Source organism: Sphingomonas sp. GW821-FHT10F11 (genome assembly GCF_058809095.1).
Genome location: NZ_JBXASH010000004.1, coordinates 110,597 through 128,600, shown reverse-complemented (window position 1 = coordinate 128,600; position 18,004 = coordinate 110,597). Strand labels below are relative to the sequence as shown.

Below are 18,004 nucleotides of genomic sequence, written 5' to 3'. Positions count from 1 at the left end.
TTATTCACCTGTTCCTGACCTGTTATCCGATAACAGGTGGCTGGGCGGTAACAGTCTGAAACATCGCTATTAAAGCGGGATCGGAATCCAACATAACAGGTGAGAAAAAAATTTCGCTCAAATAACAGGTGGAACAGGTGGAACAGGTGGAACAGGCGGTGCTTCTCCACCGAATCAACGGGTTCGGGCGACCTCGCGCCAGCCGATGTCGCGGCGGCAGAAGCCGGTGGGAAAGTCGATCGCGGCGACCGCGCGATAGGCGTCGGTCTGGGCCGAGGCGATATCGGGGCCGGTCGCGGTGACCGCCAGAACACGTCCGCCGGATGCGACCAGCTTGCCGTCATCCAGGCGCGTGCCCGCCTGGAAGACGCGCGCGCCGAGCGCCTCGGCGGCATCGATCCCGGCGATGGCGCCGCCGGTCTCGGGCGTACCGGGATAGCCCTTCGCGGCCATCACCACGGTCAGCGCGGTATCGGGCGAAAAGCGTAAAGGTGCCCGGTCGGCCAGCCGCCCTTCGGCGGTATCCAGCATGACCTCGAGCAGGTCGTCCTCCAGCCGCGTCATCAGCACCTGGCATTCGGGGTCGCCGAAACGGGCATTATATTCGATCAGTTTGGGGCCATCGGCGGTGAGCATCAGGCCCGCGAACAGGACACCCGAAAAGGGCGTGCCCGCCGCCTTCATCGCGGCCACGGTAGGCAGGACGATCTCATCGATCGCCTGCTGCTCGAGGTCGGGCGTCAGCACGCGCGCCGGGCTGTACGCGCCCATGCCGCCGGTATTGGGGCCGGTATCGCCGTCGCCGACGCGCTTATGGTCCTGGGCCGAGCCGAAAAGCAGGATCGCCTCGCCGTCAGTGAGTACGAACAGGCTGGCTTCCTCGCCGTCGAGGAATTCCTCGATCACTGCCTCGGCGCCGCGCACCGCGAACAGATCGTCCAGCGCCGCTTCGGCTTCTTCGCGCGTCATCGCGACCGTCACGCCCTTGCCCGCGGCAAGCCCGTCCGCCTTCACCACCACGGGTAGGCCGAAGTCGCCGAGCGCGGCTTGGGCGCCATCGCGCGAGGTGACGCGGGCATAGCCGGCGGTCGGGATGTGGGCGCGCGCGCACAGATCCTTGGTGAAGCCCTTCGATCCTTCGAGTTGGGCCGCCGCCTTGTTCGGCCCGAACACCGGAATGCCCATCATCCGGATATTGTCGGCAAGCCCGTCGACCAGCGGCGCCTCCGGACCGATCACGACCAGGCCGATCGAATGGCGGTGGCAGAAATCGATCACCGCGCGGTGATCGGCAGGGTCCAGCTCGGCCAGTTCGGCATGGTCGGCGATGCCCGGATTGCCGGGCGCCGCAAACAGCTTGCCGAGGCGCGGCGATTGCGCGAGGCGCCACGCGAGCGCATGTTCGCGGCCACCGGAGCCGATCAGCAGGACATTCATGACCGACCCCTTTAACGACGATATCGACGACAAGACCGGGCGGCTCGTAGCCGAGCAGATGCCGGGCGACAACGCCGCGCCGCTCGGCGTGGGCGAACTGGCGCTGAAGCTCAAGCGCCTCGTCGAGGGCGAGTTCGGCCATGTCCGGCTGCGCGGCGAGATTTCCGGCTACAAGCGCGTCGCCTCGGGCCATGCCTATCTCAGCCTCAAGGACGACAGCGCGGTGATCGACGGCGTGATCTGGAAGGGCCAGGTCGCGCTGATCCCGTTCCAGCCACAGGACGGGATCGAAGTGATCGTGACCGGCAAGGTCACCACCTATCCCGGCCGCTCGAAATATCAGATCGTGATCGAACGCATGGAGCTGGCGGGCGAGGGCGCGCTGATGGCCTTGCTCGAAAAGCTCAAGGCCGGGCTCGCCGCGGAAGGGCTATTCGACAACGCGCGCAAGAAGAACCTGCCTTATCTGCCGCAAGTGATCGGGGTGATCACCTCGCCGACCGGCGCGGTGATCCGCGACATCCTCCACCGGCTGGAGGATCGCTGCCCGACCCATGTGCTGGTCTGGCCGGTCAAGGTCCAGGGTGAGGGCGCCGCCGCCGAGGTCGCGGCCGCGCTGCGCGGGTTCGACGCGATCCAGCCGGGCGGCCCGGTGCCGCGCCCGGACCTGGTCATCGTCGCGCGGGGCGGCGGGTCGATCGAGGATCTCTGGGCCTTCAACGAGGAAGTGGTGGTCCGCGCCATCGCCGCCTGCTCGATCCCGATCATCTCCGCCGTCGGGCACGAGACCGACACGACGCTTGCCGATTTCGCTGCCGACCTGCGCGCGCCGACGCCGACTGCCGCGGCCGAGATGGCCGTGCCGGTGCTCGCCGACCTGCGCCTGACCCTGGAGGCGATGGGTCAGCGGACCGAGCGGTGCGCGCGGCGCTATCATGAGCGCGCGCGGGAACGGCTCGACGCGCTGGTCCGGGTGATCCCGAAGCGCGACGCCCTGCTCGGGCCGCAGCGCCAGCGCGCCGACGATCTCGGCGTGCGGCTCGATCGGGGGCTGGAACGGCGCGTGACCCTGGCGCGGGGCGTGCTCGACCGCTCGGCCGGGGCGCTCCGCCTGTCGGTGCTCGACCGGCGGCTGGAGGATGCGCGGACCCGGCTCGACCGGACCTGGCGGTTGGCCGAATCGCTCAATCCCGACAAATTGCTCGAACGCGGCTATGTCCGCGTCTCGGCGCGGCCCTCGGGCGCGGTCGTCACCACCAGCGCCGCCGCGCGCACCGCCGGCGCCATCACGCTCCACTTCCGGGACGGTCCCGTCGACGCGCGGGTTGAGCGCGCGGGCGGCAAGGCATATGACAAGACCAGCCCGGAACAGCCGAGCCTCTTGTGAGCAGAAATACGATGTTGATGTCGAACAGCGATCGCCCGGCGCGGCTTCATTACATGGCCAATGGTTTCCGCGTGCTCGCGACGGGCGACCATGTCGTCTGCGCGATCTCCGGCGAACGGATCGCGCTCGAGGATCTGCGCTACTGGAGCGTCGCGCGGCAGGAGCCCTATGCCACGCCGCAATTCGCGATGCAGGCGATGGCGCCGCAATGAAGCGACTTCGGCGCTGGGTGGTGGGGGTCACCGCGCTGATGATCGCCGGAAGCTGCACCACCCCGTCGGTATCGCGGCCGACGGTCCAGCGGACCCCGCCCAGCCAGCGCGCGGCGCCGCAGACCGTCCAGCCGCAGCGCGCGCCGATGCGCGTGAGCTTCAGCTATTCGGGCAGCATGATCCAGGGCGGCCTTGTGATCGGCATCGCGCCGGCGGGCACGAGCATGCTCTCCTTCGACGGCGCGGCGATCCCGGTCGCGCCCGACGGCCGCTTCCTGATCGCGTTCGACCGCGATGCGAAGCCGACCGCGACCCTGGTCGCGACGCTTGGCGACGGGCGCGACGTGCGCGACACGCTGACGGTCGCGCCGCGCGCCTGGGACATCTCGAAGCTCGATACCGTACCCAAATATCCGGTGCCCCAGCCGGAATTCGAGAAGCTGCGCCCGGCCGAGCTCGCCCAGATCAACGCCGCGCGCCGCATCGTGACCGACGCGAACGGCTGGCGGGAACCGTTCATGTGGCCGGTGCTGGGCCGCATCTCCACGCTGTTCGGTTCGCAGCGCATCTACAAGAATGGCGAGGCGGGCAGCTATCATTCGGGCCTCGACATCGCCCGGCCGACCGGCACGACCGTGCTCGCGCCCGCCGACGGCGTGGTCATCCTCGCCGCCGATCATCCCTTCACGCTGGAGGGCAATCTGCTGATGATCGACCATGGCATGGGCCTCAACACCGCCTTCCTGCATCTGTCGAAGATCAATGTGCGGGTCGGTGAGCGGGTGCGGCGCGGCCAGCCCGTCGGGCTGGTCGGGATGACGGGGCGTGCGTCCGGGCCGCATCTCCACTGGGGGATGAAGTGGCGCGATTCCCGCATCGATCCGCTGCTTGTCGCTGGCCCGATGCCGGTCACGCAATAATCGCCGCTTCGCAGCTGCAATAAAGTTACGCAAAACTAGGCGGCTACCTGCCTAACATGTCGGTCGTGTGTCATTTTGGATACACGCCCGACGAAAGCTGCGCGCCGAATATGAATGCCACCTTTACAGCCGCTGGCCGCTTGTCCCATCACACCGCCATGTCTCTTGGGGCCGTATTGCGTGCGGCCGATGGGGGCTTGGCAATCACCTTGCCGGACCGCGCAAAGCGGCCGGAGGGGTCAAGCGAGGGAAAATATTCGTGATCAATCCAGACAATCTGGCGCGTAAGGCGCGCCTGCTCGCCACCGCTGCGCCGTTCGCGCTGGTGCTGGCAGCCAGCCCTGCGTTCGCGCAGACGGCCCCGGCTCCGGCTGCGACCGTTCAGGACGGCCAGACCGCCGCCGCTGACGAGGGCACCGACATCGTCGTGACCGGCACCCTGTTCCGCCGCACCGACACCGAGACGGTGTCGCCGGTCACCGTCGTGACCACCGAGGCGATGGACGCCCGCGGCATCAACACCGTCCAGGATGCAATCCAGCAGCTGTCGTCGAACAACGGCCCGGCGCTCGGCAACTCCTTCACCGCCAACGGCGCGTTCGCCGGCGGTGCGTCGTCGGTTTCGCTGCGCGGCCTCTCGACCAACTCGACCCTGGTCCTGTTCGACGGCCTGCGCGCCGCTTACTACCCGCTGGCCGATGACGGCTCGCGCAACTTCGTCGATCTCAACACCATCCCCGACGACATCGTCGAGCGGATCGAAGTGCTGCGCGACGGTGCGTCGTCGTCCTACGGCGCAGACGCGATCGCGGGCGTGGTCAACATCATCACCAAGCGTTCGGTCACGGGCGTTTCGGGTCGTGCGGAAGCCGGCGTCGCCGAGGGCGGCTTCGGCGGCAACCAGCGCCTGTCGCTGACCGCCGGCATCGGCGATCTCGATGAGAAGGGCTTCAACGCCTATATCAGCGGCTTCTACTATCGTGCCGAGGAAGTCGAAAACCGCGATCTGGGGTCTCCGTTCAACAGCTCCGATCAGACCGGTATCTGCTTCGAGGGCGTGTGCGGCCATAACGGCCAGGCCTATGGTCTCGAGAACGGCGTGCTGCCCAATAACGGCATTCTGACCGCGCAGGCGGACGGCAACTTCAACCTGTCGAACATCTATGTTCGCCCCGCGGATCAGACCAACACTGCTATCGCCGGAACGCGGTATCAGCTGCTGAACCCCGGCGTCTGCAACGGCGGCGTCGCCTATAACCCGACCGCTGCGGATCGCGTACCGGCGCTCAACGTCAACCTGCCCAACACCGTCTGCCGTGAAGACGGTATCAACAAATACGGCACGGTCGCACCGCACATCGAGCGCTTCGGTGCCTCGTTCAAGGTCACCGCGATGCTCGGCGACAACACGGAAGGCTATTTCCAGGGCAACTTCCAGCAGGCGAGCACGTCCTATGACGGCGGCCCGCCGACCATCCGTGGCAACGCCCCGACCGGCATCTTCTATCCGCAGTTCTCGACCTCGAGCGCCGCGGCGATCCGTGCACCCGGCTCGTTCGTCCTGTCGCTGCCGACCTATGTCTGCCCGCGCGGCACGATCGCGGCCTGCACCGCGGTGAACGGCACGCTCAACCCGAACAACCCGTTCGCGGCCGCAGGCCAGCGTGCGCTGGTCATCGGCAGCATCCCGACCACAACCGGCGGTTCGACGCGTAGCCGCGTGTATCGCGCTGCCGCGGGTGTGTCCGGCGACGTGTTCGACGGCATCAGCTACAAGGTCGACTTCACGGCGATGCACACCGACCTGAAGCGGACCTCCACGGGCTTCGTGTACATCCAGCACCTGCTCGACGTGATCAACGACGGCTCGTACAATTTCGTCAATCCCTATGCGAACAGCCAGGCCGCGCAGGATTACCTGACGCCTGACAACGTCACGAACTCGTCGTCGGATCTTTTCCAGGCGCAGATCAGCCTGGGCAAGGAACTGACGCAGCTTCCGGGCGGTCCTCTGCAGCTCGGCGTCGGCGGATCGGTCTATTACGAAGCGGTGGACGCGCCCAGCGCGAACTCCGACGTCAATGGCCCGACCCAGCGTTACTTCACGCTCAACGCGTTCGGCACCAAGGGTAACCGTACCGTTTCCTCGGCATTCTACGAACTCAACGCGCCGATCATCGACCAGGTCGAGCTGAACGCTTCGGGCCGTTACGATCACTATTCGTCGGGCCAGAGCGCTTTTTCGCCGAAGTTCGGCGTGAAGCTGAAGCCGATCCGCCAGATCATGCTCCGCGGCACCTATTCGAAGGGCTATCGTATCCCGTCCTTCGGCGAGGCGAACGCCCTGCCGACGACCGGTTACGTGTCGCAGGTTGCGGCGAATATCCCCGCGAGCTTCCGCGCGCTGTACGGTGCGGCCTGCGGTACGAACGCCGCCAACTGCCCGGCTTATCTCACCAACTACTCGATCGGCCTGACGACTCTCGCCTCGCCGAACCTGAAGCCTGAGAAGTCGCGCAGCTTCACCGCCGGCATCCTGGTCGAGCCGATGCGGAACGTGTCGTTCACGGTCGATTACTACAATATCAAGAAGACCGGCGCGATCACCTCGCCGTCCTCGGCACCGGCCATTGCTGCCTATTATGCTGGGCTGCCGATCCCGGCCGGCTACAACGTGATTGCGGACGCGCCGGACATCAACAACCCGCTCGCTCGTCCGCGTATCGCCTTCGTTCAGTCCGCCCTGATCAATGCCAACACGATCAAGTCGGAAGGCATCGATTTCGGCGCCAATGCGAAGTTCGATCTGGGTGCGATCAAGTGGACGTCGAACCTCGACGCCAGCCTGATCCTGGAGCTCAGCACGACCTTCCCGGATGGCACCAAGGAGACGTATGTCGACACGCTCGGCAACTTCAACCTGACCGCCGGTTCGGGCACCTTCCGCTGGCGCGGCAACTGGCGGAACACGGTGGAGTACAACCAGTTCGCTCTGACCGGTACCGTGAACTACACTTCGGGCTATGACCTTTCGGCCATGGATCAGGGCACGGGTTATGGCGATTGCGGCCTGTCGCCGGGTTACACGGACTGCCGCGTCAAGAGCTACATCACCGTCGATGCCAACTTGTCGGTTAAGGTCAACGACCAGTTCACCTTCTACGCGAACGTGATCAACCTGTTCGACCGCGCACCCGACATCGATCCGGTCACCTATGGTGCGTATCTCTACAACCCGGTCCAGGCCGGCTACAACGTGTTCGGCCGTCAGTTCCGCGCTGGCGCGAAGTTCAACTTCTAAGCCACGCAGAACGAAAAAATCGGGGCGGATCCTTCGGGATCCGCCCCTTTTTTGTCCAACGATACGGGGTCGGCCAGTCCGCCAGCCGGTCGACGTCACTCCACGGCGAGTTCCAGCTTCCCGTCGCCTTCGTCGACCTTCACCGTCGATCCGTCCTTCACGTCGCCGCGCAGGATCAGGTCGGCCAGCGGATCCTGCAGATAGCGCTGCACCGCGCGCTTGAGCGGACGGGCGCCATAGACCGGATCATAGCCGACCCGTCCGAGCCAGGCCCGGGCGCCATCGGTCAGCTCGAGCACCACCTTGCGATCGGCCAGCAGCTTCTGCACCCGCGACACCTGGATATCGACGATCGGCGCCATCTCGCTCTGCCCGAGCCGGTGGAACAGGATGATCTCGTCCAGCCGGTTGAGGAATTCGGGGCGGAAATGACCGCGCACGATCTCCATCACCTGCGGCTCGACCGAGGACACGTCCGCGCCATCGGCGAGGCTTGACAGATACTGGCTGCCCAGGTTCGATGTCAGGATGATCAGCGTATTGGAGAAATCGACCGTGCGGCCCTGGCCGTCGGTCAGCCGCCCGTCGTCGAGCACCTGGAGCAGGACATTGAACACGTCGCCATGCGCCTTCTCCACCTCGTCGAACAACACGACCTGATAGGGCCTGCGCCGCACCGCCTCGGTCAGCACACCGCCTTCCTCGTAACCGACATAGCCGGGAGGAGCGCCGATCAGCCGGGCGACCGCGTGCTTCTCCATGAACTCGCTCATGTCGATACGCACCATCGCCGACGGATCGTCGAACAGGAATTCGGCCAGCGCCTTGGTCAGCTCGGTCTTGCCGACGCCGGTCGGGCCGAGGAACAGGAAGGAGCCGAGCGGCCGGTTGGGCTCCTGCAGCCCGGCACGGGCGCGGCGCACCGCGGTCGAGACGGCGCGGACCGCCTGGCTCTGGCCGATCACGCGCTTGCCCAGCGCCTCTTCCATGCCGAGCAGTTTGGCGCGCTCGCCCTCCAGCATCCGGTCGACCGGGATGCCGGTCCAGCGGCTGACCACCGCGGCGATATCGTCGGCGGTCACCTCCTCGCGCAGCATCGCGCCCTTGGTGGTCGCTTGCGCCTCGTCGAGCTGGCGGGTGAGTTGCGGGATCGTGCCGTAGGAAAGCTCACCGGCCCTGGCGAGATCGCCCGCGCGCTGCGCCTGCTCTAGCTCGAGCCGCGCGGCGTCGAGCTGTTCCTTGAGCTTCGCCTCGGCGTTGATCTTGTCCTTCTCGCCCTGCCAGCGCGTGGTCAGCTCGGCCGATTGCTGTTCGAGATTGGCGAGTTCGGCCTCGAGCGTGACGAGGCGGTCGCGCGAGGCCGCATCGGTCTCTTTCTTCAGCGCCTCGCGCTCGATCTTGAGCTGGATGATCCGCCGGTCGAGCGTCTCGATCTCTTCGGGTTTGGATTCGACTTCCATGCGGATACGGCTGGCGGCCTCGTCCATCAGGTCGATCGCCTTGTCGGGCAGGAATCGGTCGGTGATGTAGCGGTTCGACAGGGTCGAGGCGGCGACGATCGCGGCATCGGTGATGCGCACGCCGTGGTGCAGCTCATATTTCTCCTTCAGCCCGCGCAGGATCGAGATGGTGTCCTCGACCGTCGGCTCGCCGACGAACACAGGCTGGAAGCGCCGCTGCAGCGCTGCGTCCTTCTCGACATATTTGCGATATTCGTCGAGCGTGGTGGCACCGACGCAGTGCAGCTCGCCGCGCGCCAGCGCCGGCTTGATCATGTTGGACGCGTCCATCGCGCCGTCGGTCTTGCCGGCGCCGATCAGCGTATGCATTTCGTCGATGAACAGGATGATGTCGCCTTCGCCGGCGCGCACTTCGTCGAGCACGCCTTTCAGCCGCTCCTCGAATTCGCCGCGATATTTGGCGCCGGCGATCATGCTGCCGATGTCGAGCGACATCAGCTTCCGGTCCTTCAAGGTATCGGGCACATCGCCGTTGGCGATGCGCAGCGCCAGGCCCTCGGCAATCGCCGTCTTGCCGACGCCGGGTTCGCCGATCAGCACCGGATTGTTCTTGGTGCGTCGGGCGAGGATCTGGATGGTGCGGCGGATCTCCTCGTCACGGCCGATCACTGGATCGAGCTTGCCGTCGCGCGCCGCCTGGGTGAGGTCGCGGGCGAATTTGTTGAGCGCGTCGAACCGGTCCTCGGCGCCCGCACTATCGGCGGTGCGGCCCGCGCGGACCTTGTTGATCGCTGCGTTGAGGCCGTCGGCCGTTACGCCGGCGGCGGAGAGCGCCTTGCCGGCAGCGGTCGTGGTGGACAGCGCCAGCGCGAGAAGCAGCCGCTCGACCGTGACGAAACTGTCGCCCGCCTTGGTCGCGACCTGCTCGGCCTGGTCGAGCACGCGCACCGCGTCATTGTCGAGGCCGGGCGTCTGCTGCGCGCCGCCGCCCGAGACGGCGGGGATCTTCGCGAGCGCCGCGTCGGTTTCGCTCACCGCGCGCTTCGCGTCGCCGCCCGCGGCCGCGATCAGCCCGGCGGCCATGCCCTGCTCGTCCTCGAGCAGCGCCTTCAGGATATGCTCGGGCGCGATGCGCTGATGGCTCATCCGGATCGCGACGGTCTGCGCCGATTGCAGAAAGCCCTTTGCGCGGTCGGTGAATTTTTCCAGGTTCATTGATGTCCCTCCAGATCCGGTCGCGATATGGTGTTGTATATATGCAACACAAGTCTCTCCTGCCGGACTTTTTCACCGTCGCTGTCGAGGGATAGATAGGTGTCACGAACCTGTCTCACCAGTCACACGGGAACGACATGTTCTTCCCATAATTGTGCAACGCACAACGCCTAGGCGGCTCTGGGGCGCCGGGAATGGGGCACCCGCGACATTCACGCCCAAGGGGACTATCGACATGCGCCATCTTCACGCCTGGTTGCTGGCCGGCACCGCCCTGTGCTCGCCTTTCGCCGCGACCGCTGCCGTCGCCGAGGACAAGCCCGCCGCCGCGACCGATACGATGACGGCTGACCCGGTTGACGCCGCGGCGGCCGACGACGCCCCGACCGCCGACATCATCGTGGTCGGGCGCGGCGAGACGCGTCAGGTCCAGCGCATCAGCCAGGTCGATATCGAGCGGCTGCCGGCCGGCACCAGCCCCTTGAAGGCGATCGAGAAGCTGCCCAGCGTGAACTTCCAGGCGGCCGATGCCTTCGGTGCGTACGAATGGTCGGAGCGCGTCTCGATCCGCAGCTTCAACCAGAACCAGATCGGCTTCACGCTCGACGGCATTCCGCTCGGCGACGGCAGCTATGGCAATACCAACGGCCTGCATATCAGCCGCGCGATCTCGTCGGAGAATATCGGCCAGACGATCGTGTCGCAGGGCGCCGGCTCGATCGGGACCCAGGCGACCAACAATCTCGGCGGCACGATCGAGTTCTTCTCGAGCGATCCCAAGCCGGTCTTCGGCATGACCTTGAACGGCACCTATGGCAGCGAGAACACGGTGCGCGCCTTTGGTCGGCTGGACACCGGCGTGCTCGGCGACAACGGGCCCAGCGCCTATGTCTCCTACGGCTTCCTCGACACCGACAAGTGGAAAGGCTTCGGCTCGCAGCGCCAGCATCAGGTCAATGCGAAGTTCGTCGCGCCGGTCGGCACCGTCCGCCTGGTCGGCACCTTCGATTTCTCGGACCGGCGCGAGAACGACTATCAGGATCTGTCGCTCGACATGATCCGCCGCCTTGGCCTGAACAACGACAATATCTCGAACAACTATCCGCTCGCCGTCGTGATCGCCGACACGCTCGCCTATAACAGCGCGCACCCGCTCGCGCCGATCCCCTATCCCGCGCCCTACACCACCGCCGACGACGTCTATTTCGACGCGGCGGGCCTGCGCGTAGACTATCTCGCCTCGCTCGGCGTGGAGACGGCGAAGGACGCGCCGGTCCACGGCATGCTCAAGGCCTATTATCATTCGAACCATGGCCAGGGCATCTGGTACACGCCCTATACCGCCACCCCCGGCGGCGCGCCGCTCTCGGTGCGCACCACCGAATACGATATCCGCCGCAAGGGTGTGTTCGGGTCGATCGGCGGCAAGCTGGCCTTCAACGACATCACGGTCGGCGGCTGGTACGAGAAGAATGATTTCCGCCAGGCGCGGCGCTTCTACGGCCTCACCAGCCGCAATGTCCCGACGCGTGACTCGCTCGAATTCCAGGCCAATCCCTTCTTCACGCAGTGGGATTTCAACTACGATACCGAGACGCTGCAATATTATGTGCAGGACAAGATCGCGCTCGGCGACCTGACGGTCGATTTCGGCTGGAAGGGCTTCGACGTCCGCAACTCGGCGGCGCCGATCGTCTCGGGCGGCCTCGCTTCAGGCAAGATCAAGGTCACCGACTGGTTCCAGCCGCATGCCGGCTTCAACTACAAGCTGAACGACAGCGCCGAGCTGTTCGGCGATTTCACCCAGGTGAAGCGCGCCTTCGTCTCGTCCGCGACAACCGGGCCGTTCGCGACGACCCAGCCGGGCTTCAACGCGCTGCTGACCACCAATAAGCTGAAGCCCGAGGAATCGGACACCTATGAGTTTGGCGGCCGTTACAAGAACCGGTGGTTCAACGGCCTGATCGCCGCTTATTATGTCGATTTCCGCAACCGCCTGCTCGGCGTGACGACGGGTGCCGGGATCGTCGGCAATCCGGTGATCCTGCAGAATGTCGGCTCGGTCCGCGCCTATGGTTTCGAGGCGGCGGGCGAAGTGAAGCTGCCTTACGGCTTCGGCGTCTTCGCGTCCTACAGCTATAACGACTCGACCTATCGCGACAATGTCAGCGCCACCGTGCTGACCAAGGGCAAGACCACGGTCGACAGCCCGAAGCACCTCGCCAAGGGCGAGATCACCTATGACAAGGGCATGTTCTTCGGCCGGTTGGGCGCGAATTACATGAGCCGGCGCTATTTCACCTACACCAACGACCAGTCGGTGCCGGGCCAGGTGCTGTTCGACGCGACTCTCGGCGCCCGAGTCACCCTGCCGGGTGAGCGCAAGGTCGAGGTGCAGCTCAATGCGACCAATCTGTTCGACAAGAAATATGTCTCGACCATCGGGTCGAACGGCTTCGGCAACAGCGGCGACAACCAGACGCTGCTCGCGGGCGCGCCGCAGCAGTTCTTCATGACGGTGAAGACCGCCTTCTGACCGATCGTTTCGCCGCCGTTCCCCGCTTCGGGCAGGAACGGCGGCGATGACCCTCGCCGGGACCCTCCGGCATCGCTACACCAGCCGCAAATTAAGGCGGGTGAGAGTGGATGCGGCGATTTTTGGTGCGGGGGGCGACCGGGCTGGTCGCCTTGTTGATCGTCGTCGCTATCGGGCTTGCGGTGTGGGAGCCGCTGATCTCGACTGCGCCCGACGCCCCACCGGCGCGCGCCTATGACGTGAAAATCGCGCGCGATACGTTCGGCGTGCCGCATATCTTCGGCAAGACCGATGCCGATGTCGCCTACGGCATCGCTTATGCCCATGCCGAGGATGATTTCTCGACCCTGCAGGAAGTGCTCGCGATGACGCGCGGGCGGCTCGGCGCGATGACCGGCGGGGACGGCGCGAAGACCGACTATGTCCTTCACCTGCTCGGCGCGCGCGAGACGGTGGCGCGCGATTATATGAAGCAGCCGGCCGATGTGCGCGCTTTGCTCGACGGCTACGCCTCGGGCCTCAACCGTTATGCCGAAAAGCATCCGGGCGAGGTGCGGCTGGCGAAGCTCTTCCCGGTCGACGGCCGGGATGTCGCGACGGGCTTCGTGCTGCGTTCGCCTTTCTTCTTCGGGCTGGATTCAGTGCTCGGCGCGCTCGCCGGCGACACGCCGCTGCCGAAGGAGAATGCCGGATCAGTCCCGGACGCGCCGGACATCACGCCGATCGGCCCGAACGGCAACGAGAATGGCTCCAATGCCTTTGTCGTCGCGCCGAAGCGGTCCGCGGACGGCTTCACCCGGCTGGTCTCCAACTCGCACCAACCCTGGCGCGGGGGTGTCGCCTGGTACGAACTGGTCGTCCATTCGCAGGCCGGCTGGAACTTCGCCGGCGCGACCTTCCCCGGGGCGCCCTATCCGTTGCTCGGCCACAATCCCACGCTCGGCTGGACCAATACGGTCAACCGGCCCGATCTGATCGATGTCCACAAGCTCGTGCTCAACCCGGCGGGCGACGCCTATCGCTTCGACGGGAAATGGCGGCCGCTCGAAAAGACCCGGGTGTGGCTTCACGTGAAGCTCTGGGGCCCGTTCGTGTTGCCGGTGCCCAAGACAGTGCTGCGGGCGGTGCAGGGGCCAGTGGTCGAGAATGCCAAAGGCGCCTTCGCGCTGCGTTATGGCGGGGCCGACCAGCTCAGGATGGTCGAGGAATATTACCGGCTGAACCGCGCGCGCGATTTCGCCGAATGGCAGAAGGCGCTGGCGATCCAGGGCGTGCCGGCGACCAATTTCCTTTATGGCGATGCGGCCGGGAACATCGCCTATTTCTATAATGCGAGCTTCCTCAACCGGAAGCCAGGCTATGATTATGCCCAGGTCCTGCCCGGCGACACCTCGCGCGATCTGGCGGTGGGCACGGTACCCTGGGCGCAGGTGCCCCGCAACGTGAACCCGGCCTCGGGCTTCCTGATCAACGCCAACAACACGCCTTTCCAGGCGGCGGGAACCGGCTCGGAAATCAAGCCGGCGGACTATTCCCCGCTGCTCGGCATCGAGACCGACACGACCAACCGCGCGACCCGGGCGCTCGAGTTGATGGGGGCCGATCCGTCGATCACCGATGCTGATCTCCACCGCATCAAGTTCGATACTGGCGTCAGCCGGGTAAGCTGGGCCGCGAAATGGTTCGCCGATCTCGCTGCGGTCGACCCGAAGGGCGACAAGTCGCTGATCGCCGCTCAAGCACTGCTGGCGAAATGGGACTGGAACTATGATGGCAGGGGTCCGGCCGACGCGATCGCCGCACTGCTGCTCCGCGCCGGCAACAAATGGCATTATCAGCGCCGGCCCGAGGCCGATCCAAGCGAAGAACTCGCCACTGCTACGGCCTATCTGATGAAGCATTTCGGCCGGCTCGATCCGCCGCTCGGCACGGTGCTCCGCGTGCGGCAGGGCAAGGTCGATCTGCCGATGGACGGCGGCCCCGACGTGCTCCGCGCGGCGGCGCTGTGGGACGAGGCGCCCGACGGCCGGCTCGCGGTGCGGCATGGCGACAGCTTCATCATGTTCGTCGCCTGGGATCGGCAGGGCCGGGTCAGCTCGCAATCAATCCAGCCCTTCGGCGCCGCGACGACCCGGCCCGAGTCGCCGCATTATGCCGACCAGGCACCGCTGTTCGTGCGGCACGAGCTGAAGCCGGTCTGGTTCGATCCGGCCCGGCTCAAGGGTCATGTCGAGCGAGTCTATCGGCCCTGATCAGCCCCGATTGCGCCGCGCAACGGCTGCGTTATACCTGCGCAATATAGTTTCATATTCGAGGACATATCTTCCATGACCATCAAGATGTTCGCGCTTGCGGGCGTGGCGCTCGGCGCGCTTGCGACTCCGGTCGTGGCGGCACCGCCCCAGGCGGCGACCAGGCCGGCTGCTGTCAAGCCTGCGCCAGTCTCCGTTCTCGCGAAAAGCGTCGACATCCCCTATCAGGAATTCACCCTCGCCAATGGCCTGCGCGTGCTGGTCCATACCGATCGCAAGGCGCCGATCGTCGCGGTCTCCGTCTGGTATAATGTCGGCTCGAAGTTCGAGCCTGCCGGCAAGACCGGCTTCGCTCATCTCTTCGAACACCTGATGTTCAACGGGAGCGAAAATGCGCCGGGCGACTATTTCGGCCCGATGAAGGAAGTCGGCGCAACCGACCTGAACGGCACGACCTGGTTCGACCGCACCAATTATTACGAGACGGTGCCGACACCCGCGCTCGACCGTGCGCTGTTCCTCGAGAGCGACCGTATGGGCTATCTCACCGGCGCTGTGACGCAAGGTGTGCTCGACGAGCAGCGTGGCGTCGTCCAGAACGAGAAGCGCCAGGGCGACAACCAGCCCTTCGGTTTGGTCGAATACAGCCAGCTCGACGCGCTGTTCCCGGAAGGCCATCCCTATCGCCATTCGACGATCGGCTCGATGGCAGATCTCGACGCCGCCAGCCTCGCCACGGTGAAGGACTGGTTCCATGACCATTATGCGCCGAACAATGCGATCCTGTCGCTCGCCGGCGATATCGATGTCGCGACGGCGAAGCCGCTGGTCGAGAAATATTTCGGTGCGATCAAGCGCGGCCCGGTGAGCGTGGTGCCCAAGGCCGATGTCCCGACGCTCGCCGCCGCCAAGGCCGAGGTGATGAAGGATCGCGTCTCGACCACCCGCATCTACCGCATGTGGGCCGTGCCCGGCGTCAACGACAAGGATTCGGTCCTGCTCGATGTGACGGCGGGCGTGCTCGGCGGCCTGTCCAGCTCGCGTCTCGACAATGCGCTGGTGCGCAAGGAGAAGATCGCGGTGCGCGTCTCGGCGAGCAACCAGACCTTCGCGCAGATCGGCCTGTTCGAGGTCTATGCCGATGTGAAGCAGGGCGTCGACCCGGCGCTGGTCGCGAAGCGCCTCGATGAGGTGATGGCCGATCTGCTCGCCAAGGGGCCGACCGCCGACGAGGTGCAACGAGTCGCTACCGGCAGCGTGACCAGCACGATCCAGGGCCTGGAATCGGTCGGCGGCGGCAACGGCAAGGCAGCGACCCTCGCCGAGGGTGCGCTCTATTCGAACGATCCCGCCTTCTACAAGAAGCGGCTTGCCACCATGGCCGGCGCGACGCCGGCGACCGTCAAGGCGGCGACCGCCAAATGGCTGAGCCGTCCGGTCTATGCGCTCACCGTCGAGCCGGGCGCTCGCGCCGCCTATACCGAGGCGGCGCCGGTCGAGCCCAAGCCGGCGACCGACACGCCGGTCAAGGGCACGCGCGGCGAGATGCCGGGTGTGGCCAACATCTCCGACATCGATTTCCCACCGGCGGTGCACACCAGCCTCAAGAACGGCATCGAGCTGATCTATGCGCAGCGCGGCGCGGTGCCGATCACCCAGGCGGTGATCAGCTTCGATGCTGGCGTCGCCGCCGATCCGGCGGCCAGGCTCGGCACGCAACAGCTGACGCTCGGCATGATGGACGAAGGCACGACCTCGCTCGATTCGATCGGCATCGCCGAGGCGAAGGAGCGGCTCGGCGCCGCCATCGGATCGGGCGCGAGTTCCGACCGCACCAGCCTGACCCTGTCGGCGCCAAGCCCGAACCTGGTGCCGGCGCTCGACCTGTTCGCCGATATCGTGCGCAACCCGGCCTTCGCGCCGGCCGAGGTCGATCGGGTCAAGAACCAGCAGCTCGCGCAGATCCAGGCCGAGCTGACCAGCCCGAGCGGCCTCGCCTCGCGCGTGATGCCGCGGCTCGTCTATGGTCCGGCCTCGCCCTATGCCAAGTCGTTCGGCAGCGGCGATCCCAAGGCCGTGGCGGCGCTGACCCGCGACGATCTGATCGCGTTCCAGCACGCGTGGATCCGGCCGGACAAGGCGCGGATCTTCGTGGTCAGCGATCGCCCGCTCGCCGAAGTGAAGGCGGCGCTCGACGCCGAATTCGGCGACTGGACCCCGACTGGTCCTGCCGGCGTGAAGGACTTCTCCGCGCCCTCGACGCCGTCGGCGCCGAAGATCGTGCTGATCGACCGGCCGGATTCGCCGCAGTCGCTGATCTATGCCGCGACCCCGACCAGCCTGAAGGGCACCGACGATTTCGTGCCGTTGCTCGCGGCCAACGACACGCTCGGCGGCGGCTTCCTGTCGCGGATCAACATGGATCTGCGCGAGGACAAGCACTGGTCCTACGGCGCGGGCGGCGGCTTCCAGCGCGCAGAGTTCGCCGCGCCCTATGTGATTCAGGCACCCGTCCAGGCGGACAAGACCGGCGCGTCGATCGCGGCGGTGCGCACCGACGTGCAGGATTTCCTGACGACCAAGGGCATCACACCGCTCGAGTTCGACCGGACGATCACGGGCACGATTCGGTCGCTGCCCGGAAACTTCGAAACGGCGGGCGCCGTGCTGTCCGGCATGCAGTCGAACAGCCTCTACAAGCGGCCTGACGATTATTATGCGAAACTTCCTCAGGTCTATCGCGGGCTGAAGGTCGCGCAGCTTGACGCTGCGGCACGCGCGGTAATCGACCCGTCGAAGCTGATCTGGGTGGTCGTCGGCGACGCCAAGACGGTTCGACCTCAGCTTGACAGCCTCGGACTGCCGGTTGAGGTGGTGCCCGCGTCGTCCGTCGCGGATGTGCGCTAGGGATTCAGGAGAGACGGATATGGCTGGAATCGACGGCACCTGGGATGCGACGGTCAAGTCGCCGCTCGGCGATCAGAAGATGACGCTGACGGTGAAGACCGATGGCGGCACCTTCACCGGTACCAACAGCGGCGCGATGGGCTCGACCGACATCAACGGCACCGTGGACGGTGATACCATCCACTGGACCATGAACATCACCGTGCCGATGCCGATGACGCTCGATTGCACCGCGACTGCAGACGGCGACACGCTGACCGGATCGGTCGGCGCCGGCGCGTTCGGCAGCTTCCCGCTGACGGGCACGCGCACCGGCTGATCTACCGGTCTTGGTCACATGAAGAGGCCCGCTTTCCGCAAGGAAGGCGGGCTTTTCT

The 18,004-nt window shown here is 65.9% G+C and carries 10 protein-coding genes; 8 read left to right on the top strand and 2 right to left on the bottom strand.

Features of this window, described 5'->3' with window-relative positions; translation table 11 throughout:
• Positions 1-174 precede the first annotated feature (174 nt).
• Positions 175-1,437, bottom strand: coding sequence for a phosphoribosylamine--glycine ligase (purD, locus tag AC1RT8_RS13860; RefSeq protein ID WP_493076248.1), 1,263 nt, complete (start codon positions 1,435-1,437; stop codon positions 175-177).
• Here purD and xseA point away from each other — a divergent pair.
• The 4 genes from xseA (at position 1,436) to AC1RT8_RS13840 (ending at position 7,257) form a co-directional block, all read left to right on the top strand.
• Entirely contained in the window at positions 1,436-2,824 is a 1,389-nt protein-coding gene (gene xseA, locus AC1RT8_RS13855; protein WP_493076247.1) for an exodeoxyribonuclease VII large subunit, read from the top strand. The two genes, purD and xseA, sit on opposite strands and share 2 nt — an antisense overlap.
• 11 nt (positions 2,825-2,835) lie before the next feature.
• The gene (locus tag AC1RT8_RS13850; RefSeq protein WP_372855956.1) at positions 2,836-3,036 is read left to right on the top strand and encodes a DUF2093 domain-containing protein; all 201 of its coding nucleotides are present in this window, start codon (positions 2,836-2,838) and stop codon (positions 3,034-3,036) included.
• Complete coding sequence (locus AC1RT8_RS13845; RefSeq protein WP_493076246.1) at positions 3,033-3,956, top strand: M23 family metallopeptidase; 924 nt, start codon at positions 3,033-3,035, stop codon at positions 3,954-3,956. Before AC1RT8_RS13850 ends, AC1RT8_RS13845 begins: the two co-directional genes overlap by 4 nt.
• Before the next feature lie 259 nt (positions 3,957-4,215).
• On the top strand, positions 4,216-7,257 hold the full coding sequence (locus AC1RT8_RS13840) for a TonB-dependent receptor domain-containing protein (protein ID WP_493076245.1): 3,042 nt from the start codon (positions 4,216-4,218) through the stop codon (positions 7,255-7,257).
• A 95-nt stretch (positions 7,258-7,352) separates the two neighbouring features.
• On the opposite strand, the gene clpB is transcribed toward AC1RT8_RS13840, so the two are convergent.
• Entirely contained in the window at positions 7,353-9,932 is a 2,580-nt protein-coding gene (gene clpB, locus AC1RT8_RS13835) for an ATP-dependent chaperone ClpB (protein WP_493076244.1), read from the bottom strand.
• Between the two features lie 235 nt (positions 9,933-10,167).
• On the opposite strand from clpB, the gene AC1RT8_RS13830 reads away from it, so the two are divergent.
• From AC1RT8_RS13830 to AC1RT8_RS13815, 4 genes are all read left to right on the top strand, one after another.
• A complete protein-coding gene (locus tag AC1RT8_RS13830) occupies positions 10,168-12,468 on the top strand; it encodes a TonB-dependent receptor (protein WP_493076243.1) in 2,301 nt (766 codons plus the stop codon).
• A 110-nt stretch (positions 12,469-12,578) separates the two neighbouring features.
• Entirely contained in the window at positions 12,579-14,720 is a 2,142-nt protein-coding gene (locus AC1RT8_RS13825; RefSeq protein ID WP_493076242.1) for a penicillin acylase family protein, read from the top strand.
• A gap of 75 nt (positions 14,721-14,795) precedes the next feature.
• Positions 14,796-17,627 (top strand): M16 family metallopeptidase, encoded by a 2,832-nt coding sequence (locus tag AC1RT8_RS13820; RefSeq protein WP_493076241.1) that lies wholly within the window; start codon positions 14,796-14,798, stop codon positions 17,625-17,627.
• Between the two features lie 19 nt (positions 17,628-17,646).
• Positions 17,647-17,946 carry a hypothetical protein gene (locus AC1RT8_RS13815; RefSeq protein ID WP_493076240.1) on the top strand — a complete coding sequence of 100 codons (300 nt, stop codon included), beginning with the start codon at positions 17,647-17,649 and terminating at the stop codon, positions 17,944-17,946.
• The last annotated feature ends 58 nt before the right edge of the window (positions 17,947-18,004 follow it).

Coding starts and splice junctions, on each gene's coding strand:
- xseA (WP_493076247.1), top strand. CDS start 1,436: ATGACCGACCCCTTTAACGACGATATCGACGACAAGACCGGGCGGCTC.
- AC1RT8_RS13830 (WP_493076243.1), top strand. CDS start 10,168: ATGCGCCATCTTCACGCCTGGTTGCTGGCCGGCACCGCCCTGTGCTCG.
- AC1RT8_RS13820 (WP_493076241.1), top strand. CDS start 14,796: ATGACCATCAAGATGTTCGCGCTTGCGGGCGTGGCGCTCGGCGCGCTT.
- AC1RT8_RS13845 (WP_493076246.1), top strand. CDS start 3,033: ATGAAGCGACTTCGGCGCTGGGTGGTGGGGGTCACCGCGCTGATGATC.
- AC1RT8_RS13815 (WP_493076240.1), top strand. CDS start 17,647: ATGGCTGGAATCGACGGCACCTGGGATGCGACGGTCAAGTCGCCGCTC.
- AC1RT8_RS13850 (WP_372855956.1), top strand. CDS start 2,836: ATGTTGATGTCGAACAGCGATCGCCCGGCGCGGCTTCATTACATGGCC.
- AC1RT8_RS13825 (WP_493076242.1), top strand. CDS start 12,579: ATGCGGCGATTTTTGGTGCGGGGGGCGACCGGGCTGGTCGCCTTGTTG.
- clpB (WP_493076244.1), bottom strand. CDS start 9,932: ATGAACCTGGAAAAATTCACCGACCGCGCAAAGGGCTTTCTGCAATCG.
- purD (WP_493076248.1), bottom strand. CDS start 1,437: ATGAATGTCCTGCTGATCGGCTCCGGTGGCCGCGAACATGCGCTCGCG.